This is a genomic window from Wolbachia endosymbiont of Atemnus politus (genome assembly GCF_013309895.1).
This window is the reverse complement of the sequence record NZ_JAAXCS010000009.1, coordinates 1-22274: the sequence shown is the minus strand read 5'-3', so window position 1 is coordinate 22274 and position 22274 is coordinate 1. Positions and strand designations below refer to the sequence as shown.

Annotated in this window: 8 protein-coding genes and 17 pseudogenes; 5 read left to right on the top strand and 20 right to left on the bottom strand. The window is 34.9% G+C overall.

Features of this window, described 5'->3' with window-relative positions:
* Nucleotides 1-164: 164 nt before the first annotated feature.
* Nucleotides 165-835: pseudogene (locus HET73_RS01340) on the top strand (glutamate ligase domain-containing protein); the annotation flags it as partial.
* Here HET73_RS01340 and HET73_RS09325 read toward each other — a convergent pair.
* From HET73_RS09325 to rlmB, 4 genes and pseudogenes are all read right to left on the bottom strand, one after another.
* A pseudogene (locus HET73_RS09325) lies at nt 817-1556 on the bottom strand (double zinc ribbon domain-containing protein). The pseudogenes HET73_RS01340 and HET73_RS09325 overlap by 19 nt on opposite strands.
* A 30-nt stretch (nt 1557-1586) precedes the next feature.
* Nucleotides 1587-1960 (bottom strand): annotated as a pseudogene (locus tag HET73_RS01330) (cytochrome c oxidase assembly protein); the annotation flags it as partial.
* A gap of 68 nt (nt 1961-2028) precedes the next feature.
* Nucleotides 2029-2745: a Bax inhibitor-1/YccA family protein gene (locus HET73_RS01325; RefSeq protein ID WP_174133230.1), complete on the bottom strand. Its 717-nt coding sequence runs from the start codon at nt 2743-2745 to the stop codon at nt 2029-2031.
* Nucleotides 2746-2811: 66 nt separating this feature from the next.
* Nucleotides 2812-3557: pseudogene (rlmB, locus tag HET73_RS01320) on the bottom strand (23S rRNA (guanosine(2251)-2'-O)-methyltransferase RlmB).
* Nucleotides 3558-3645: 88 nt separating this feature from the next.
* On the opposite strand from rlmB, the gene HET73_RS01315 reads away from it, so the two are divergent.
* Both HET73_RS01315 and HET73_RS01310 read left to right on the top strand, forming a co-directional pair.
* Complete coding sequence (locus HET73_RS01315; RefSeq protein WP_246209718.1) at nt 3646-4038, top strand: Smr/MutS family protein; 393 nt, start codon at nt 3646-3648, stop codon at nt 4036-4038.
* 553 nt (nt 4039-4591) lie between these two features.
* The gene (locus tag HET73_RS01310) at nt 4592-4750 is read left to right on the top strand and encodes a hypothetical protein (protein ID WP_174133231.1); all 159 of its coding nucleotides are present in this window, start codon (nt 4592-4594) and stop codon (nt 4748-4750) included.
* Nucleotides 4751-4810: 60 nt separating this feature from the next.
* Here HET73_RS01310 and HET73_RS07785 read toward each other — a convergent pair whose 3' ends face one another.
* The 5 genes and pseudogenes from HET73_RS07785 to HET73_RS01290 all read right to left on the bottom strand — a co-directional run bounded on the left by HET73_RS07785 (nt 4811) and on the right by HET73_RS01290 (nt 6447).
* Nucleotides 4811-4906, bottom strand: a complete 96-nt coding sequence (locus tag HET73_RS07785; protein ID WP_246209708.1) for a type II toxin-antitoxin system RelE family toxin — start codon at nt 4904-4906, stop codon at nt 4811-4813.
* Nucleotides 4907-4925: 19 nt separating this feature from the next.
* The gene (locus tag HET73_RS07780) at nt 4926-5081 is read right to left on the bottom strand and encodes a hypothetical protein (protein ID WP_246209705.1); all 156 of its coding nucleotides are present in this window, start codon (nt 5079-5081) and stop codon (nt 4926-4928) included.
* Nucleotides 5072-5287, bottom strand: coding sequence for a hypothetical protein (locus tag HET73_RS01300; protein ID WP_174133906.1), 216 nt, complete (start codon nt 5285-5287; stop codon nt 5072-5074). Before HET73_RS01300 ends, HET73_RS07780 begins: the two co-directional genes overlap by 10 nt.
* Nucleotides 5288-5402: 115 nt before the next feature.
* Nucleotides 5403-6114: pseudogene (gene ccmC, locus HET73_RS01295) on the bottom strand (heme ABC transporter permease CcmC).
* Nucleotides 6115-6225: 111 nt separating this feature from the next.
* Nucleotides 6226-6447, bottom strand: a complete 222-nt coding sequence (locus HET73_RS01290; protein WP_174133905.1) for a hypothetical protein — start codon at nt 6445-6447, stop codon at nt 6226-6228.
* Between the two features lie 334 nt (nt 6448-6781).
* Between HET73_RS01290 and HET73_RS01285 the strand changes: the two genes are divergently transcribed.
* Nucleotides 6782-6973 (top strand): hypothetical protein, encoded by a 192-nt coding sequence (locus tag HET73_RS01285; RefSeq protein WP_174133904.1) that lies wholly within the window; start codon nt 6782-6784, stop codon nt 6971-6973.
* Nucleotides 6974-7170: 197 nt separating this feature from the next.
* Nucleotides 7171-9141 (top strand): annotated as a pseudogene (gene pnp, locus HET73_RS01280) (polyribonucleotide nucleotidyltransferase); the annotation flags it as partial.
* 271 nt (nt 9142-9412) lie between these two features.
* Here pnp and rpe read toward each other — a convergent pair.
* The 11 pseudogenes from rpe to atpG form a co-directional block, all read right to left on the bottom strand.
* Nucleotides 9413-10056: pseudogene (rpe, locus tag HET73_RS01275) on the bottom strand (ribulose-phosphate 3-epimerase).
* Nucleotides 10057-10904: 848 nt separating this feature from the next.
* Nucleotides 10905-13406 (bottom strand): annotated as a pseudogene (gene lon / locus HET73_RS01270) (endopeptidase La).
* 15 nt (nt 13407-13421) lie between these two features.
* Nucleotides 13422-14672: pseudogene (clpX, locus tag HET73_RS01265) on the bottom strand (ATP-dependent Clp protease ATP-binding subunit ClpX).
* Between the two features lie 11 nt (nt 14673-14683).
* Nucleotides 14684-15297 (bottom strand): annotated as a pseudogene (locus tag HET73_RS01260) (ATP-dependent Clp protease proteolytic subunit).
* A gap of 11 nt (nt 15298-15308) precedes the next feature.
* A pseudogene (gene tig / locus HET73_RS01255) lies at nt 15309-16624 on the bottom strand (trigger factor).
* Nucleotides 16625-17200: 576 nt separating this feature from the next.
* Nucleotides 17201-17733 (bottom strand): annotated as a pseudogene (locus HET73_RS10060) (helicase-related protein).
* A pseudogene (locus HET73_RS10055) lies at nt 17661-18446 on the bottom strand (DEAD/DEAH box helicase). Before HET73_RS10055 ends, HET73_RS10060 begins: the two co-directional pseudogenes overlap by 73 nt.
* A 42-nt stretch (nt 18447-18488) precedes the next feature.
* Nucleotides 18489-18741, bottom strand: a pseudogene (locus HET73_RS09315) (cold-shock protein).
* Between the two features lie 152 nt (nt 18742-18893).
* Nucleotides 18894-19912: pseudogene (locus HET73_RS09310) on the bottom strand (TldD/PmbA family protein); the annotation flags it as partial.
* 295 nt (nt 19913-20207) lie between these two features.
* Nucleotides 20208-20519, bottom strand: a pseudogene (locus HET73_RS09305) (PmbA/TldA family metallopeptidase); the annotation flags it as partial.
* A 19-nt stretch (nt 20520-20538) separates the two neighbouring features.
* Nucleotides 20539-21398, bottom strand: a pseudogene (atpG, locus tag HET73_RS01230) (ATP synthase F1 subunit gamma).
* Nucleotides 21399-22274 lie beyond the last annotated feature (876 nt).

The following is a 22274-nucleotide window of genomic DNA, read 5'->3' as shown; positions in this document are numbered from 1 at the left end:
CAGCCAATCAGAGACGTCGTAGGTATCCGCCAGACAGGGGAGTCTGCTCCTAACAGCCAATCAGAGACGCCGTAGGTATCCACCCTAGGTATCCACCTTTGGGGCTCAAAATGGGGTTTTTTCAATGTAAAAGTGGCGTAGTACGTAACATTTCCTATACTACTAACAAAATTATCACCAATGGAAAAAAGGTTCCGATATTGTTTTGTTAAAGCAGATACCCACCTCCAATGGCCTTACAATTAAAATTGGTGGTAAAGTTAATAATGCATTTTTTCAAATTTTAGGGCAATTTCAAGCATATAATCTGTTGTGTGCGATCGGTATAGTTATTTCGTCTGGGGTGGACTATCAAAGAATGTGTATAGGTAAGCTTATTTCTCCATCGGGAAGAATGAAAAAAGTGAGACCTTTTGCATTTGTGGATTACGCGCGCACTCCAAATGCACTTAAACACGCTTTATTGTCTTTGAAATGGCACTTCAACCAAAAACTAGTTCTAGTTTTTGGTTGTGGTGGAAATCGTGATCAAACAAAACGTGCAGAAATGGGTAAAATAGCACAAATATATGCAGACAGAGTGATAGTTACAGATGATAATCCCCGTGATGAAGATCCAGCAAAAATTCGCCATGATATTTTACTTCATTGTTCTGATGCATTAGAGATAGGGAATAGAAAAGAAGCTATAGAGAAAGGTATGGGTATTGCCTATTACGAAGATATGATTCTGCTGGTTGCAGGAAAAGGACATGAAAAATCCCAAATCGTGAGCGGCCAAACTCTTGGATTCAGTGATGTTGAGGTTATTGAAAATCACGTTTTAACATGTTGATTTTCACAATCATTCACCGTTCTTGCAAGTGAAAGCACTCTCATTGCCCTTGCGCCAGAATTTAAAATTTCTTGAGAGCAGGACATTACAGTTGCTCCAGTTGTTACCACGTCATCAACCAGTATTACGATTTTATTTTTGATAATTTTTTTGTTGCTTGTTTTAAAAGCCTTTTTTAAATTTTTCTCGCGCTGTTTAATTGAAAGACCAGCTTGAGGCGTGGTGTGGCGAAGGCGCTTTATTGCAAATGGTGCGTAAAATAAGTTGGGTAACTTGCTGAGTTCCCTCGCGAGCAATGCTGCTTGATTGTATTTACGCTTAAGCAAGCCCATTTTATGAAGCGGTATAGGAATTATAATCTCTGCATCTTGGAATGCATCCCGATTAGCTTGGTACATCCACTTCACCTAAGTTTTTACATAGTTTAAATTATCAAAAAATTTAAAATTTATGATCATATTTTTACTATGATGATCGTAAGCAAAAACTGATCTTAACACTTTAAACGGTGAGGGACTGGCAATGTACTTACCACACGTATATATAAATGTTATCTGAAATTACCACACCACAGACATTGCAGTAATTGTTTGGTTAAAAAATTGATTTTTTTGTTACACTCACCACACAAATCGTAATTTTTATCAATTATACATTCACAACTTATATATACGTTTGAAAAGATGAGATTTACGGCTTTTTCTAGTAATAAAAGACTCACATTTCCTACTATTTAAGCTTAAAAAACGTATACTGGCATGGCTGCCTTTTGTTTTGGCAGCAGTTTTTGTTTTTCAAAGCAAAAGCATGCAACTTTATTGAAATATTTGCCTGCTTTAAAAGGGGTAACGTTATACACTGCCATTCCAAATGAAGGCTGATCAGATAGATTCTTTGCATAATAAAAAGCTAAACTTTGTTCTCCTATGTTTGTATCAATGTAATTAGTTTCTGAGTTAAACTCACAAGGTAAATTTGGCATTACATCGGCATTGAAATGATCTCTGATTTTTGATTGGTTATATTTGTCGTTGTGTTAGTTACTTTTCTTGTTGTGCCGCCATACCCAGTAGCTTTACAGAAAATGCTATATAGTGGTACCGATGTATATGCAAGGCATAACATCAATATCTCTAAAGATATTAAAAAGAAAACTATAGAATTTTTACTATTTACCCTTAAAAAGAGAACATCTAATCTCTATTGTTAAACAAGTTAAGTAACCTGAGTAAATTGAGGAATATGTTAATAAAGTCAAAATAAAGGTTAGATGCACCAAGTATAGCCAACTTAGTGGTTGCAACTTCTGAGCCATCATTATACCTATAATAAACATCCTTGATTCTCTGAGCGTCGTATGCAGTCATTAAAGTAAACACTATTACCGATATGAACGATATCGCAAAATAAAGGGGACTACTTCTAAGGAATAAATTAACTCTAGATGCAATAATTAACCCCCAGATTCCCATAATTAAAAAGGAGCCGATACTGCTCAGATTTATTTTTGTGCTATTGCCATATAAAGCCATAGAACCAAACATGATAGATGTAATGAAAAATGCCCTTGCTATATTTTCTGCAGTATAAACTATAAAAATGTAAGATAAGGAGAGTCCCATTAAGACTGAAAATAAGAAAAATATAGTCACTGTAGATTGAGCACTTGGGTGTTGAAGCCTAAAAGACATGTAAAACACCAATGCAACTGGAGAGAACATTACAAGTGATACGGGAACGGGATTGGAATAGATCACTTGAAAAAGACCAGAAAATACCGTTAAGAACGCAACAAACCCTGTAATGCCCAAAGCCATATAATTATATACTTTAATTAGATATCTTCTGAGTCCAGCACTATAATAAACGCCTTGCGAACTAATATCTTGTTCATTTCTCATGTAAGACATAAATATAACTCCTTTTATACCTTAGCAACATTATAATTCAAAACTGCATCTTTATCAAGCAAAAAATCACTTTTTATTGCAACTAATATACAGTGTTTTAGTGTAGATGGAATATAGTCCTATTGCTGCTGCATTTGAAACGTTTAAGCTATCAATTGCATTTGACATTGGTATTTTTACAAGATAATCGCAATTTTCTTTAACTAACCTCCGCATTCCTTTCTCATCAGAACCAAAGATGATCACTATTTTTTCCCCAAAGCTCTTTATTTCCTCCATGCTCTCTTTAGCATTGCCATCAAATCCGTAACACCAGTAGCCGACCTTTTTTAAATACTCCAGAGTTTTTACTACGTTTGTAGCATATATTAGTGGGACAATATCTAATGCTCCGCTTGCTGCTTTTGCAATAGATGCATTTTCGTTTGGTAAATGGTTGTATGGTAAAACAAATGCATCGACATTAAAACAAGCTGAAGTTCTTAAAATTGACCCTCTGTTGTGCGTATCAGTTACTTGATCTAAAATGACTATAGTAGAGCTGTCTTCAGCTATTTCTTCGATGCTGTAAAGAATAGAAGCAACTTTTAAAGCAACTCCTTGATGGTTGACGCTTTTTTGGTAAAACATTGTTGAATGTTTTATTTTCTACTAATTGCTGTCTATGTATTGCCTAACTTCTTTTTCATGTTCTTTATAAAAATTTTCTGTTACTAACAGTTCTATACACTGCCTATTTTTATTCGTCAGTGCTGAAATGCAGTGTGCTTTCCATACAGCCAAAAATTCTCATTAGTTTTTGATGGTTTCATTGTATTGTCGGCCTTTGTAAAATAAGCGACATTCTACTACGTTTAGATATTGTTGTAAAATTATAAAACTTAATTAATCAATGCGTTTATGTCCGGTGATGAGTTAAACTGGCAAAAAAATGTTAGGCCAATAAAATGTAAGAAAGTGACTTTAAAAGTTGATCATAAGGTGAATGTAAGGTCTATAGCAGACAAAGGTACTTATAACTTACAAGAAAATTTTCTCTATACTAATAATGGTAACTTATTATTTTGCCTTGACTACAACACAAAATCAAAGGTTGATAGGGGTAAATATTCTATAAGTGATAAACTCGACCTACATGACTATAATATAGAGTATGCTTCCTATAGGTTGATGGATTTTATTATTAAGAATTATCGAGCAGGGAATAGGTGTTTATTGATAATTACGGGGCACGGTAGTGCGACGTGTAAAACGGATACTATAAAGAATAATTTAAAACAGTGGTTAAATTAACTAAAATTCAGCATATGATTGTTGTAAGAAATTCCTTAACAACCACCTTCAATCTCATTATAATGACAATGAAGCTATTGATTTATCTTCGCAATCTGCATATTATATCGACAAAGGAAACTTTGTATTTGGCGTCTCATGTTTAAATTTTTGCAATATGTGCACTCCATGTCTTCATATAACTTCTTGGTTTTCAAGCTGAAACGCGCTGTTTAAGACAGTATAGAACGTCAAATAGAACAAGGGAGAATTTGAATACTAGCTGCCCTAGGTTTCTTTTGCCTTTTTTTCTGTTTAGTGAATTTCTTAAACATTAAAGCTAAGGTTAGTTGCACTTAAAAGTAGCTAAATTGCAGTGTTTAAGACTAAAAGAACGCCGATACTGAGTATAAACAATAACCAGGGATTCTTTGCCATTTTTTCGATTTGGTAAATTTCTTAATGTTTGTAGCTACCGTCATCCCGCTAGCGGGATCTATTTTCTTTTTTCCTGGATCTCAGTGTCACGCACTGGGATGACAGGAGAGGCGGACTGGGATAGGGGGCTACTGGGATGACAGGAGAGGAGGATTGGGATGAAAAGAAAGGGGCTACTTGGATGACAGGAAGGGCTGGAATCCAGGAATTTTATCAAGTAGGTGAGAATAAAAGTTATGTTAAAACGCACCATTTTTATGTGTTTGAATTTGCTGTCCGAAGCCTGCTACTATAGCTAGTATACAGCATTTTTTTGAATTTTTCAATAAGGAAAGATGTATGTATAGGAGTTATACTAGTAACTATCTTTCCTATGTCTTATTGCACTAATTACTACTATATATTCTAGATTATCTATTTCATGAATCACATGGTAATCACCTACTCGCATTCTACGAGATCCTTTAAATTTATATGACAAACATCTTTCCTATTTTATCAGGATTAACTATGAGACGCACTTTTATGGCTTTTTCAACTCTTAACCTTATTGTTTTTGGAAGAGCTGGAAGATCCGTTTCGATAACATTTTTTAGAAATTCGATTTTGTAGGGCTTTATTCCCACTTAACATTTTCAAGCTTAACTCTTTCTGCACCTGAGCGTTTAGTAGCAAGCTCAGCTAGTGCCATATCTTCCTTCTCAATTTCGATCGCTTCTTGCATTAGCTCTTGTGCTAGATCTTGAACGGGCTGGTTTTTTATTCTAGCCAACTCAACAAGATACTTTGAAATTTCGAGATTGAGAGTTATGTTAACTCTTAAATCTGCCATAAGTTTTAATAAAGTCTATAATATAATAATTATACAACATTTTTCTGAATTTTTCAATAAGAAAAGTATTTACACAAAGCCGCCTAAGTCAGGCAATGACGCAATTGTAGTGGGTCTAATACCTCACGCCAATTTCTCTCTTTATCTTACACAAATTAATCAAGTAAAGTGAATATGTATTAGAGTGTCCACACGACCAAAAAAAATGTGGTGCAAAACATAAACATTATAATCAATGGCAACAGTATGGGACCTTATATTTCTACTCCACCTTTTATAAAGATGCTTGCTGGCTGATGGAGAGTAGCCCACAAGTTCACGGAAAATTTTACTATAGGGATATTTACAGCACTAAAGATGGCAAATACTGCTGCTGATTTTTTAGATCTTTCTTTATTATCAAAAGCACTCCACAGCGCAAGGTAGCCAACGTATTGGAAAAATACAATCAACATCGAAGTGAGCCTTGCATCCCATACCCACCAAGTGCCCCAGGTTCCTTTTCCCCAGATGCTGCCTGTGATTAAGCATATTGCAGAAAAGACTGTCCCTACAGGAGCAGCAGCATGTGCCAAAAGACTAGCAATGCTATTATTCCACACTAATGAAATGAAGCTGAGTGATGCAATGAGTCCACATATTCCCAGAGAAAGCCATGCAGATGGTACGTGAAGATACATAATTCGTACAATTTCTACCTGTTTATAATCCTCCGGAGAGAAAAATAAAGCTAAGAATATTCCAACTAAAAAACATACGAAACACGCAGCCCCAAGCCAAGGCAAAGCTTTCTTGGAAAAATAAGAGAAATGTGTAGGTTTTAACATTTGATTCTCAACAATAACTGTATTAAGAACTTATCAGTTAGTTTGAGCTTTATCAACCTTTAAATACACAAGCCCATTACTTTAGTCATGGGCATTTACAGAGCAGATTAGTTATTGTGCAGGAGCCTTTCCATTAGGATTAACAGCTTCAGTATTTGATTCACTAAACTTACTTGACACTTTATCAACAGCCCAGATTAGTGGTGTAACAACGAGTGCAGCAGCCCAGATGACAGCATTGACAGCATAGCTCAAAGTTGTGTAAATAAAGTCAGCTATTTTTATACTGTGCTTGACTGCCTTCTCAGATAGCTTGTTTAAATAGCCCACCAAAGACTTTGTATTGTCTTTAAGACCAAACTTATCTGTTACTTTTGTTAACCCTTTCGCTGGAAAGTAGTGAACTGACGCGATCCTTGTTTCTAGAAAGAAGACATTCTTTTAGAATTTCCCCTCTCTCCCCCTCCCCCAGGCGGCTGGCATTCCAAAGTTGGGGGCGAGGTGACGTCATTGCCATGGCTTTCCAGATCCTTCTAGAACTCGCCTACCATTGGCTAAGAACACTCTGAGGGCGGGGCCAGAGGAGTGACGTCATTGAGAAAACACTCGAATCGTCCAGAAAATTCGTCAAGGTTTTAAAAGGGCTGCGGATGTCAACTTTGGGACAGTGTATGAGAGAATCTATGCTGGCGGTTGTTTGCCTGGAATTGGCTCGCTGGATTGTGCCGGGCCACGTGGAATCTCCCCTTTGTTGACGGCGTTTGCGGCGATTATTGGAACCATTAGAGCTGCTGGAATGCTTGGCCATCCTTGTGTGAATCCAAGTCTACTGGGTGCTAGCACGAACAAGGTACTGTAATTATTCTGTAAATTCTTTTATTTTTAATTACTCGGGCCCTTTTTTTTATTTTATTATTAACTTTTTATTCTCTTTATTTTAATTATATTTACTAATTTTATGTTTAGTACTGCAAATAAAAGTGCAGCTGAATCCCTTACGAACCCTGAGTACTGTCTTAATTAATTTGTTAATTAACACCCAGATAATTCAGAACAATATCAAGAGCAATAGATAGAAGTATAAGACCGCTATTTCCGGAAGGTTTTTACGATGAATTCAGCCTGGTGTGTAATTTATTAACTTATGATACGGTCAATTCCCCTGAAGTACCACCATTGATTGGTACTGTTGCAGCTCTTACAAATTTTCCGGTGTTCCTTTTTACTCTACCATAGCTGGAGCTTTGGTTGGTTGTGATGAAAATAATAACTATATACTCAACCCCTCTGTTCAAGAGATGAAAGTAAGCAACTTAGAGCTGCTTCTATCTGGTGACGAGCATTCAATTTTGATGGTTGAATCAGAAGTGAAGGAACTTTCTGAAGAAAATGTTTTAAGCGCAATAAAATTTGGCCATGAACACCTTCAACCTGTTATTAAGCTTAAAAAAGAGTTTGCTGACACAAATGGTAATAAAACTGAGAGTTTTGCTTCTGTTGATATGTCAGATATAATGCAAGGTCTTGAAAAGCACAGTAAAGTCTATGAAAAAGCGCACTCACAAACAGTAAAACAAGAGCGGACTAGAACTTTAAAAGCGCTCAGAGGTGATATATCAAACACCCTTAAAGAAGCTGGAAAAGATAAGAAATTAATTACATATGCAATAAAAAGCTCTGAAAGGTCCTTGGTACGTGAGAAATTTAAAAAGAATGATACGAGAATAGACGGTCGTAAGCACGATGAAATACGCCAGATAGAAATTGAAGTTGATATTTTAGCCAGAACCCATGGTTCTGCACTGTTTACAAGAGGTAGCACCCAAGCACTGGTTGTTTGTAGATGACATTGAAGGAGATAGACGTGAGCATTTTATGTTGCATTACAATTTCCCTTCATTTGCCTTTGGAAAAGCTTCTGCTATACGTGCACCAGGAAGAAGAAGAAATCGGTCATGGTAAACTTGCTTGGAAAGCAATTCACCCCGTTTTACCTGATAAATCTGAATTTCTTTATATAATAAGAGTAGCATCCGAAATTATGGAATCAGAAGGCTCTTCTTCCATGGCAACAGTTTGCGGAACTTCTCTTGCCTTAATGAACACAGGTGTACCAATAAAGGCTCCCGTTGCTGGAATTGCTATGGGCCTCATTAAAGATAAAAATGAGTATATAATACTTTCCGATATACTGAGTGATGAAGATTATCTTGACGACATGGACTTCAAAGTAGCAGGAACTAGTGAATGAATTACGGCATTACAAATGGATATGAAAATTTTGGCATAAGCTTTGAAATTGTTGAAAAGTCTTTGGAACAAGCAAAGGCTGGAAGATTACACATCCTAGAAAAAAATGAATGCAGTGATTTCAGAACATAGCGATGATGTAAAAAGTCATGCACCAAGAATGATATCATTTTACATAGATAAAAATAAAATTTCTGCAGCTATTGGCACTAAAGGAAAAAATATACGCAATGTGTGTGAAAGAAGTAATGCAAAAATTGAAATAGGAGATGATGGCAAAGTTTCTGTGTTTGCTACGAGTAGCACCGAAGCTGAAATTGCAAAGAATATGATGATTGATTCAATAACAGAACTAGAGCAGGGTACAATAGTTGATGCTCAAGTTGTAAAAATAGAGAAGTCTATTGTAGAGCCTGAATTCCACACTGGAAGAAATAGAAAAATGCATATAAGTGAGGTAGCTAATCAGCATATAGAATCTATGAGGACATACTTAAACAGGGTGATACTTTCAAAGCGTTGGTAATTGATTTTGAAAAAGACGGATGCCCAAAATTGTCGAGGTGTCGCGTTGATCAAGAAACAGGTGAATTCTTTGAAGGTGAACTTTACAATGAGGATAAAAAAGATGGCTCAAAAGAGAGGGATTATCATAATAGTCCATTTAATAAAAAACCTGGTCACCGTAAGAGACCTACTCGTCCTCGTTCTGGCTTCAGTAATAGAAATAATAGACCCAATTTTGGTAATGATGACTCGTCATCTGGTTTTAATTAAGATTTTGCATTGCAGATGCATGGTTAATATGCAAATATATTCCTATGCTCCCTTTCTTGTCATCCAAGTACTGGGATCCAGGAATTTTATTAAGTTGGTAAATATGAAAGTAGCTATTTTATGTTAAACTACAACATTTTGGTGATTATGGAAAGACTAAATGCCAGCACTAACATGACACCATTTGTTCCTATGTTCCTTATCTACCAATTTTGCCACTCTGCTGAAAGGATACCTTGATCCATCTGAGTCTCAACTAGAGGCTATAGGATTACAGCAGGTTTTTAAGATCGTTGACAGCCTTTTTCATATTTTCTGCTCTAAATATTGCCGACCCAGCAACTAATATATCTGCACCAGCTTTTATTATATTAGCTGCGTTTAGGGGACTCACTCCACCATCTACTGAAATTTGTGTTTTAAGACCACGTTCTTGTATCATTTTCTTCACAACAGATATTTTGCTTAGTTGTGAGTGGATAAATTCCTGTCCTCCAAATCCAGGGTTGACTGTCATAATGAGCACAATATACTTGGAGGAGTTGAAGGAACGATTGAAACCCCAACTTGAATTGCTTTTTTTGTATCGTTTTTGTATGACTTTATCCTTCTTAACAGTCTCTCAAGGTGCATCTCTGCTTCTGCATGTATAGTGATAATATCAGCACCAGCATTTATAAAGCTTTCAATATGGTCAGGAGGAGATTTAATCATTAAGTGCACATCAAATGGATGATTGCTATATTTACGTATTGCAGAGACAACATTTGGACCAATTGTAATATTTGGAACGAAATTCCCATTCATAGCGTCTATGTGTATGTAATCCACATCTAAATCGCTAATTTTTCTTACTTCTTCCCCTAATTTTGCAAAGTCTGCTGAAAGTATAGAAGGTGCAATTTTATTACCCATGTTTTCATTAAAAAATAAAAAAATAACTTATTTTTAAAGCTCTGTCATCTATAGCTCTGCGTCATACTGCCGCAGTCTGTTAGCGTAATGACAGTAGATATAAATATTAAGAAATTTATAAATGGAGAAAAAAGGCAAAGAATCCCCGTGGGTGGCTAGTTATTTACATTTAACTTGGCGCTTTTTTATTCTAAATGTCTAATAACTGCGACTCAGTTGCCTTTGAGCTATAATTAGTCTAAATTGTCAGCGTTAAGAAATTTACTAAACAGAAAAAAAGACAAAAGAAACCTAGAGCAGCTAGTTATTCACTATCATTTTATCAGCTGGCGATTTTAAATCTTTTTAAGCGCCCAAATAGGGGCAATTCACAGCACTTATTCCAGGAAAGGTGCATATTGATGGATTATATGAGATAAAAAGACCAGTTGGCACCAGATAATATTTTATTGAAGGGAGCTTTCAAAAACACAAATGGTTTTCTTTTTCAACCTAAAAAATCTAAATAAAAACTAAAATTATTCTACTAAATAACTTACCAATAATTAATTTTGAAAGCTCCCTTCAATAAAATATTATCTGGTGCCAACTGGTCTTTTTATCTCATATAATTCACAGCACTAGTTAGTAATGTAGACAACAATGTAAAAGACATGAGGTGCACATAGTGCAAAAAATTAAACATGAGACGCCAGATACATAAGTTTTTTTGTCATTTTTTGTCATTTAATCTGTACAGTGAAGATAAATAATTAGCTTCACTGTTATTGTAAGGGGATTGGCGGGGGTTGTCAAGTGATTTTTCAGCTATCTACTTTATTTTACCACCCAACGAACTTAAATATATTTTAGTGCTTTAGTGTTTCTAACTCAGGAGAAGTATCGTCTTTATTTTTTATTAAGGCAGATGGTCCACTGTCTACACTATCGCTCTTGATTGGAATATTATGTTGTACCAAAGCAATTTTTATAACTTCATCAATGTTCTAGACAAAAACTACGTTGACCTTTTCCTAAATATTTGCTGGAATTTCTTGCATATCCTTTTCATTTTCGCTAGGTATAATCACAGTCTTGATTGATCCTCTGAGTGCTGCAAGTAATTTTTCTCTCAAGCCTCCAATAGCTAAAACTCTACCACGCAATGTTACTTCACCCGTCATAGCAACACCTTTGTTAACTGGTATATTTTTTACTGGTATTTTTTACTGGCTTATTTTATATTTACTGGTATTTGTCATAAGAGAAACGATAGACATACATACTGCGCCGCCAGCAGAAGGTCCATCCTTTGGTACAGCACCTTCAGATATATGCAAATGTATATCATTATTTAGAAATTTTTCAGGTTTTATGCCAAAAACAGACAATTTGATCGAATATAACTATACGCAGCCTTTATAGATTCTTGTATAACCTCTCCGAGTTTTCCTGTATATTTTATTTCTCCTTTACCTGGAATCAGGACTGTCTCTATCATTAAAATATCACCACCTGTTTCAGTGTAGGCAAGTCCAGTTACTACTCCTACTAAACTATCATTTTCTGCAATACCGGGGGTATATTTTCGTACCCCTAAATAATATTGCAAATTGTCAACCCCTACGGATATTTTCTTATTTTTATCAGTCAATATTTTTTAACTGCTTTTCTCATGAGCATTGCAAGCTCCCTTTCCATGCTGCGAACGCCACTTTCACGTGTGTATAAACGTATCAACTCATATAGCGCATCGTTAGTTATATTCCACTCTTCCTGACGTAAACCATGTTCTTTCTTTAATTTTGAGATTAGATGATATTTAGCAATATTAATATTTTCATCTTCAGTATAACCAGACAATTGTATAATTTCCATCCTATCACGTAAAGGATGTGGCAAATTTAAGCTATTTGCTGCAGCTACAAACATTACACTTGAAAGATCAAACTCAACATCTAAGTAATGGTCTGTAAAATGCTTATTGTGTTCAGTGTCTAAAACCTCAAGGAACGCAGATGCAGGATCACCACGCGAATCAGAACCCATTTTATCTATTTCATCAAGTAAAAAGAGTGGGTTGCATGAATTAACTTTTTTCATGTGTTGAATGATTTTGCCAGGCATTGAGCCAATATAAGTTTTTCTATGGTCACGTATTTCAGACTCATCACGCACACCACCAAGAGCTATGCGAACAAAATCTCTCCCTACCGTCCTTGCCATAGACTTAGCTAAAAAAGTTTTACCAACGCCAGGTGGGACAACTAAGCAAAGTATAGGACCTTTTATCTCTCTTACTCTCTTTAATACTGCCAAAAACTCTATTATTCTATCTTTTACTTTCTCTATGCCATAATGATTATACATCTAAGATTATTTTGCCGCATTGAAATCAATTTTTGCATCCTGGTATTTTCCCCATGGCAGATCAAGCAACCAATACAGGTAATTAGATATAACTGTAGCTTCAGGAGAAATGGGATTCATTTTCTTATATCTCTTCAACTCAGTTATAGCTTTCTCCCTTGCCTCCAGAGAAAGCTTTGTTCCATTTATTTTGCTCTCAAATTCATTTAATATATTTTCCTCCTCCCCATTCTCAAATTCGCCTAATTCTTTCTGTATGGCTTTTAATTGTTCGTTAAGGTAGTAAGCTTTCTGAGTACTTTCAACCTGTGATTTAATTGTTTATATAAATGGTTGTGTGCATCCAAAATACTTGTTTCCCTCTCATTAAAAGTAAAAGTTTTCCTTAAACGTTCTCAAGAGCTATAAGTCTCAAGTATACTTTGTTTATCTGATGCTTTTATATTTAAACATGAAGCTATTGTGTCTACAAGCTGGTTAATTTCCTTGATTGGATCAATGGGGCTAACAATAACCTCAGGCTGATTTTTCCTGTTTAGTTTACACCAGTTATCAAATATACCTATAACAGATCGCCTTACAGATTCCAGATCAACATTATCCCCACTTTCTTCAGATTCATAATGACTATCTAATTCAACCATAGCTTGTAATAGAGTTTTTATGAGGCTGATATACTCTATTATTCTTTTTCTACTTACTCCTTGGATTACAACTTTTACTGCATTGTCGGGTAATTCTATTAATGGTTGTACAATATTTGCCAACACACCCACTTCATAAAGATCCTGTGGCTCAGGATTATCAATAGAGCCATCTCGCTGCGTCACAAGAAAAATCTCATTTTTACGGCTACTATTACTAATTGCATACTTCAGTACATTAATAGATTTTTCTCTACCTATAAATAAAGATACCACTACACTTGGAAAAACTACTACATCTCTCAAAGATAATACTGGTAATGTAGCAAAACCAGAGTCCATATCTTCAATGTTCATAGTACACGCCTCAAATTAATCATTAACTGTTATAACGCCCCTTTTGTTGTCACAGTTAATTACTGCTTTTTCTAATTTCACCATTTCCTTAGTGATTATTATTGTACTACCTTCAAAACCTTCGTTTCGAGCTGTATACATAACGTCAAGCAAGAGTGACTCTAAAATAGCACGTAACATTCTTGCACCTGTTTTATAACTCATAGCATTTTCAACAATAGCCGATATTGCTTCATCTGAAAACGCAAGGTTTACCTTGCTAAATGCAAGTAATGCCTTGTATCAACACATGTACTAAATCTTCATGATCTAACTCATCTAAAACAGCAGTTATTGGAACCCGCCCTACAAACTCCGGTATTAAACCAAACTTGATCAAATCTTCAGGTTGAACATCATGTAAAACATTCTTTTTTCTTTGCTCTTTAGATTGACTGATATCTGCTCCAAAGCCGACCGATGTTCCCTTCTTTCCTGCTTCAATGATCTTATTTAAACCTTCGAAAGCTCCTCCATAAATAAATAGTATATTATTAGTATCCACTTGTACGAATTCTTGTTGTGGGTGTTTTCGCCCTCCCTGTGGTGGAACGTAAGCAACTGTCCCTTCCATAATCTTAAGCAGAGCTTGCTAAACTCCCTCACCTGAAACGTCACGCGTTATCGAAGTGCCTTCAGATTTTCTCGTGATTTTATCTATTTCATCTATAAACACTATACCACGCTGTATCTTTGCAACATCATAATTTGCAGCTGGCAATAGACGTGACAACACGCTTTCCACATCATCACCTATATAACCTGCTTCAGTCAAAGTCGTTGCATCAGCCATAGCAAACGGTACATCTGAGACTTTAGCAAGTGTTTTAGCTAACAAAGTTTTACCAGAACCAGTTGGACCAATTAGCATTACATTAGATTTCTCGATTTCAACATCACTTATAGAGTGAAATTGTGCCATGGATTGACAATGGTTATAATGGTTGCCACAGACAAAACATGCTGTGCGTGTTCTTGACCAACAACATGCTTGCTAAGAAAACTTTTTATATCTTCAGGCTTCTTTAGTAATAACCTTATATCAGACATGTTATCTGAATTAAAAGACACACCTTTCTTCTGACTTATTGCTTTATGAGATAACTCTATGCACTCATTGCAAATAAACACTTTCAAACCATCCGAAGAATTAGTTATTAACTTATCTACTTCGTTTTGTGCCTTGTTGCAAAAACAACAGTGGTGTAAATCCTCATTGTTGCCCATTAACTCACCTTTTATTCAACTCTAATACTTTCAATCTTAATATCTCTGCGTTCAGCTAATACTCTATCAACCAAGCCAATTTTCTTTGCCTCCTCAGGATCCAAGAATTTATCTCCTTCCATCATCCCGTCAATTTTATTTAGTGAATTTCCAGTATGTTTTTCATAAATATAATTTAGCTTTCTCTTAACTCGCAAAATTTCATTAGCATGTGTTTCTATATCAGTTGCCTGGCCCTGAAAACCACCGGATGGCTGATGTATCATAATTCTTGAATGAGGCAGAGAGTAACGTTTACCTTTTGCACCAGCTGCAAGTAACAGAGATCCCATTGATGCGACTTGACCTATACATAAAGTTGAGACATCTGACTTTATATACTGAATCGTATCATAGACCGATAAACCAGCAGTTACAACACCACCTGGTGAGTTAATATACATATAAATGTCTTGATCAGGGTTTCCGATTATAAAAATAAAAGCTGTGCTACAATCACGCTGGCCATGTTATCTTCAATAGGACCAGTTACAAAAATTATTCTCTCTTTTACTAACCTTGAATATATATCATAAGCACGTTCACCACGACTAGTTTGCTCAATTACACTTGGTATAAGAGTCATATCCTTTCCTACTAAATATTATCAAATAATTCCTTTAACTCTTTCACAGAAACAATCTGCTCTTCTTTATTAACCTTTCTATTATATAATCTGTAACTTTATACTCAAGAGCTTATCCTCGAACTAACTCTTGAAACTGCCTGTCTGACTTAAAATGCTTCATTACTTTATCAAACGGCACATTTTTACTGACATACTGATCTATAATAACACTCAAAATATCATTTTATTTTAATGATATTTTATGTTCTGTATTAAACTTCATAAACAACATTGCAAGCTTTACACGCCTTTCAGCTTCCTTATAAGAGTCATCTTTGTAGTTCAATTCCCTTTTCACCCTCTGTTGTTCTTGATTTACCACGTCTGTAGGTAAGTCAAAGCTATAACTAGCATCTAAACAATCAAATAGCTCCAGAGATATCTCATTTCTTTACACTGACCACCGATCATTTCTTTTGTATGATCTTTTAGCAACGAATAATCTTCAAACCCAATTCTCTTAGCTACATCATCATCACTTTCAAAATCTTCGGCAACTTGAATATCATTAACTCGAACAGAAAAATTAGCCTCCTGTCCCGCAAGAGAAATTACCTGGTAGCCTTCAGGAAATTTCAACTCAAAGCCTTTTGTTTCTCCTTTTTTCATGTCAATCAATTGGTCCTCAAAACCACTAATAAATGTGCCAGATCCTAAAGTAACCTTAAAGTTCATGTTACTTCCACTTTTAAAAATCTTGTTCCTAATCCGCCCTTCAAAGTCAATTATCATTTTATCCCCATTTTTCGCTTGATGGGAGGTATCATCAACAGAGACAAAATTAGGAAATTTTGTCTTTATAGAGTCAAAAAATTCCTTTATGTCTTCCCCTTCGATTTTTGCCTCAACTCTCTTCAAACTTATTTTATCAAGATCTATTGTTGGTACTTCTGGCATCGATTCAAAAGATTACCCATCTCATCCTTTTTGTCCAGATCTGGTAATGATATAATATCAACCTTAGGATAAATGAAAAATTTAACCTCAATTTTTTCATCAAATCACTCGAGCAATAGTCAATCGTACTGCTTACCACATATTCTAAAGCTTCGCTTTTATAATTAGTAGCAACAAGATCGTTAGGCGTATTTCCAGACCTAAATCCAGGCAATTTTACGCTTTTTGCTATTTCTTGTAATCTAGAACTCATTTTTTGTTCTATATATTCACTACTGACTGTAATTTCATACTCATGCTTAAGCTTATCTACATTAAGTTCCTTATAGGTATATATGTTACTTGACGTATCTACTTCAGATGCATTTTGAGATATATTACTAGACATCACAATAATACATTTGTAAAAATTTTAATTCATATCCCAACAAAGCCATTTTACCAGAATTTAAGTTAAATACAATCCTTAAGAATGTTTTTTTCCACAACTAAAAGTGTATTCAGAGATTATGAATTTTTCCTTAAAATACAATAGACTTCTTGTATGACCTAAACTAAACAAGGCAATTCAACCCTACATCTTATCGCCGCAAGCTGCTAACAATCTTCATCATTCATTAAGTCTCTTAGAGATTGTAAAATTCCCATTCATCCTGGTAATATTCTCTTAAAACAGTTATGCTGTTTTTCTTTTTAGTTCTGCTTTAACAAATTTGTTGACATAATATATCTACTCTACTATATACTCTTGAGAATGACTAGGCTATAAAGCTTCTTTTATTATTAAACTTAATTGCATTAGATTTGAACTAACCTCACTATGTGTTTATTCCACAATACTGCTTTAATAATAGCATAATACCTTAAGTTATGCAAGAATTATACTTGGATAGGGCCTTCAAAAAATTCAAAATTTTTAGGTATCTATTGAGAATAGTTAAGATTTTTATTCACTCTCAGATATCTAGCTACTTTTCAAAACAATTTTTATATTTGAATTTCTAAAAGACAGAAGAGCGTACTTTTGTAGCGCTCTGCTTTTCTCTTTAAAATTATTGATCTTTTTCTTACCATATTTAATTTTCAATACGTTTGACTTTCTAAAGGTCTTTTTACTGCTGCATTTTCTAAATTGCGCATTACAATCAAAATTTCGCTCCCCTATTTTTGAGGAAAGTGCAGGCAGACTTTTCTTATCTTGAGGCGTGATAAAAGATAATACATATCCTTTAGCTCCAGCGCGTGCAATCCTGCCTATGTGATGGATATAGTCAGCTTGTGATTGTGGTACATCATAATTGATAACGTGTTGAAATCAAGACCACGAGAGGCGACATCTGTTGCAACAATGATTTGATTACGGGCATGACGAAAAGAATTGATTACCCTTTCACGTTTATGCTGCCTTAAATCACCATGAATTGCTAAGGCGCTATAGTTATCTTTGCGCAATTTGTTAGCCAGATGATCTGCTCCTTGCTTTGTTTTGACAAAAATAATAATTGGTCCTTCACGTTGACATATTTGTGTAATAAGTTTGCCATCTTTTTCTGGCTCTGATGCATAAACAATATCTTGCTTGATTTTGTAAAAATTGTAACTTCATACTCAATAGAGACACGTTCTGGCTGATTGAGATATTTCTCAGCGAGCTTAACTATATCATTAGGAAGAGTTGCAGAAAACATGAGGGTTTGCCGCATCTTCGGGAGAGATTTAATAATCTCTTCAATTAGAACTCCAAAGCCCATGTAAAACATACGATCTATTTCATCAAGTACAAGGGTGCTAACATTGTGAGTCATCAAAGATTTGCGTTCGATATGGTCTATAATACGACCAGGAGTGCCTATTACAATTCGCGGCTTCTTTTGAAGCTGATTTAGCTGCTTGAAAATAGGCTCACCACCAAATAATAAGGCAATTTTTAACATAGAATTTTGAGGCAAGAGCTTTCTTATTTCATTCGTTACCTACTGCGCAAGCTCTCGAGTTGGCACAATGACTAAAGTTGAACTAGCATTAGACTTTTCTAACAGTTTGGCAACCAACGGAATAGCAGAGGCTAAAGTTTTTCCAGTTCCAGTTTGAGCAGACCCAAGAATATCTTTACCTTGTGGAGCTAAGAGAATTGCCTGTTCTTGAATCGGAGTTGGAATGAAAAGATTATGTTTGTCTTGAACTTGCTTGAGCAAAACTGGAAGATCCATTTCATGAAAGCTGCTCACAAAAACTTTTACCATAAAAAGCGATTAACCTTCTAGCAACTTCAAGTTTATTGCAGATTTTTTTCTTCTCCATTTCTATCGCGCTCTACTTTGAGCTCATAGCTTACTCTCTCTTCTTTTATTCCTTCTCCTTGTTTTCTCCTCTGAGTGCATCAGGTCTTATTCCAGAACGCTCTAGCGTACTGATATGTACGAAAACATCGTTTCCCTAAGCCTCTGGCTTAATAAAACCGTAACTCTTTTCAGCATTAAACCACTTGATATTACCAAATTCCATTTTAACAACTCCTAAAACTATTAACTAATAATGTGATGAAAAACTTTAGCATTACAATTGGGGACACCCGAAGCTTAGCTATTGACACAAAACTTCTATACTCCATAGTCTATCCTACATTATATGGTCATAATACACAATTATTGTATTTGTCAACAAGTAATTTCACCAATTTTTACCGTTGGTGAATTAAATTGCCCACAGAAAGTTAAATCATTTGCAACAACTAAGTAACAAAACATGTCTTTTAAATTGCTGGCAACAGTAATCTCGTGTATTGGATACGTTATTTTTCCATTTTCTATAAAAACCCTGAAGCACCTTGACTGTAATCACCATTGATTAAATTAACACCGAAACCAAATAAATCAGTTATATATACCCCCTCTTTTACTTCGTCAATTAATTCTTCAAATGATATACTGCCATTTTCGATATAGAGATTACTAGCCGCAGGAATAATTGCAGCATTACTTGTACGAGCTGCGTTTCCAGTTGTTTCCAAGTGTAATTTTTTAGCCGAGTATAAATCTAAAATCCAGTTTTGTAGTACTCCGCTCTTTATAAATGTATTTTTACTGCTGGTTATTCCTTCTCCATCAAATGGCCTTGATTCTATGCCCTTTGGTAGCAATGGGTCATCAATAATGCTGATTCTATCACTAAAGATCTGAGTATTTACACTATTTCACAAGAAAGAGCTATTATTTACAATGCTCCTGCCATTTATAGAAGAAGCAAAACTTTTCAGTAGCTCTTTTGCTGCTCTCTTCTAAAAGATAACTGGAAATTTACCAGTTTTAACTGTGCGTGAACTCAATTGGTCTTTTGCTCTTTTTGCTGCTTCTTTTCCTATTAACTCTGGCGATTTTAAATCGCTGAAGTTACATGCAATATCATAGTCGTAACCAACCTTCATCTCGCTTTCTTTTCCAGCAACAACAGAAACCTGATTAGTAAAGATTGGTTTGCTGAATGAGCCAATAAAACCAGAAACAGTAGATAATACTGTATTTACTAAAGTATGTGAAGAAGAGGCTCCTTCGGAATTAATGATATTTTTATGCACAAGAGCTGAATTTTCTGTAGCTTCAGCAATTTCTTTTAAATTATCGATAGTTTTAACATTATTATCTAAGATACCTAAATCTCCAAAAGAGGTATAATTATTTGCGAACAAATTGATATGGCGGGAATTAATTTCGTTGACCTCGATATTGTTCTCCGCCATGGGTGTGAAGGTCTTAAAAATATTTGCCTTCAATAATATTTTATTAATATTTCGTGGCTAGAAGTGCCACTTGATCACAGTTTATGCATACTGGATAGGGGGGAGTATATTTACATATCTAACTTTACTGAATATTGCTAGTTAAAGGAATATATAATATAAGAAAGTAAAGGTTTAGAGACCATCTAAAACGTCTAAAGAAATTGAATTGAAAGCATGTATGATATGGTATAATGGAGGTATAATTATCTCCACCTACAGCAAAATTAATGTAAGGATCTTCTGGTGCATTCTTTGTCATTTCTGTTACCTGGCTCACCGTATCACCAAGGTTGTTTAAATCATTCGTAGAAACATACGCAGCTTTAGTTTTGCCTGCTATAGCTCTAATTCCTATTGTGCTATTCTTAGATTGTGATATTTGCTAAATTTTTTATAGCTGTTGAGAAACTGAAATTTTATTAGTTTCATATATCGTAACTTCTGCATCTTGGTTTTGCTTTTTTATTAGTTTGATAATGTCTGCTGCAATATTTAGTATATTCATTTTTTATTCCTTAGATTTCTTATGAAGATTCTGCACCACCTATCACTTCGATCAAGTAATTGCTGCTTGGCGAGAACGGTTATAAAGCAGTGCTAGCTTATTTAGCATTTTTTAGTGTTCCTATTTGCGGATTCCATAGCAACCATTCTAGCACTATTCTCACTTACTGCGCTCTCAAGTAAAGCAGAGTAAAGAGCAGCTACAACGTAATCTTGAATCAAAGATCGTAAAATAAACTTAGTATTTTGTGGTTCATATTCATAGCCGTGATCTGTTGAAATAGCCAGAGAACGATCAATCAAGGGTGAGTCTTTACTCCATGGCTTTATTGTTTCCAACGTTGGTTTTTGTGTGAAGGTATTATAAAACTTGTTGTAGAAAACTATAACTTATTGTATTTACTGAGTTCCATACTATCAACTAAGGCTTCTACGTGTTTTAGCGTGATTACATTACTGTTTTCAATTTTTAAAATACTTTTGGATTCAAATCTATTTTTACCTATATCGAAGGCTTTTTTACCAAGGAATATAATATCTACACTTTTGCCATTTGTGGTTAATTTATTTATATACTCTTGACTAGATTTAACAATAGAAGAATTAAAGTTGCCGCACAAGCCACGATCGGATGCAATAATGAATACTAGGTAGAAATCGTCATTATCAGTATTTAAATTTTTTGCCAGTGATTCCGGATCAGCAGATAATGTTAGTGAAGAAATAATGCTATGCAGCTTATATATATATAATTTTGAATTTGATAACTTTTTTTGGCTCTGCAATAGTTTGCCGCAGAAACCATTTGCATTATCTTCGTAGTTTTCTGTACAGATCTAATGTTCTTAATTCTTAAGGATAATTCCTTTAAGCTCTTCATTTTATACAACTCTGAATTTATTAAAAATATATATAGTTCACATCAAAAAAACAAGTTTTTTTGATACTTTTGATAAGAGCCAGGTTTAGCCAATTTCTTGTCATCCCAGTAGCCCCTTATCCCAGTCCTCCTCTCCAATCATCCAAGTACTGGGATCTCATTCCATTCATCCTTCTCCTGTCATCCAAGTAGCCCCTTTCTTGTCATTTAAGTACTGGAGGACGGTGTCATCCCAGTACTGGTTTCCATAATAATTAAAATGTTGTGTTTTAAATTAATACTTTCTATGTTCATAAAATTTTGTCTGGATTCCAGCGCTGGAATGACTCCATTTGTGGTAAAAACAAATGTTCGTTCATAAATTGCAACTAGCTATAAATATTTAAGAAATTTACCAAACGAAAAAAAAGGCAAAAGAATCCCCGTGATTCGCTAGCTATTTATATGTGCCTCAAAATATTGGCGTTTTTTTATTCTAATTGCTCAAAACCCCGACTCAGCCGCTTTATATCACAACTGGTCTAAATTATAAACGTTAAAAAGTTTACTAAAGCAGAAAAAAAGACAAAAGAATCCCCGTTAGTTAGTTATTCACTATCTATTTTATAAATTGGCGTTTTTTAATGTTTTTAAGTGCCCATATAGGCGCAATTCACAGCAATAGTTGGTAATTTAGACAATAATGTAAAAAACACGAGGTGCACATAGTGCAAAAAATTAAACAATGGTACGCCAAATACGTAAGATTTTTGTCGTTTCATCTGCACAGACTGAAGATAAATAATTAGCTTCATTTTCATTATAATGATATTGAAGGGGTTGTCAAGGGTTCTGTTTCTGTGGTTTGAAAAAACCTGAATGCCAGTTAGTTATGTT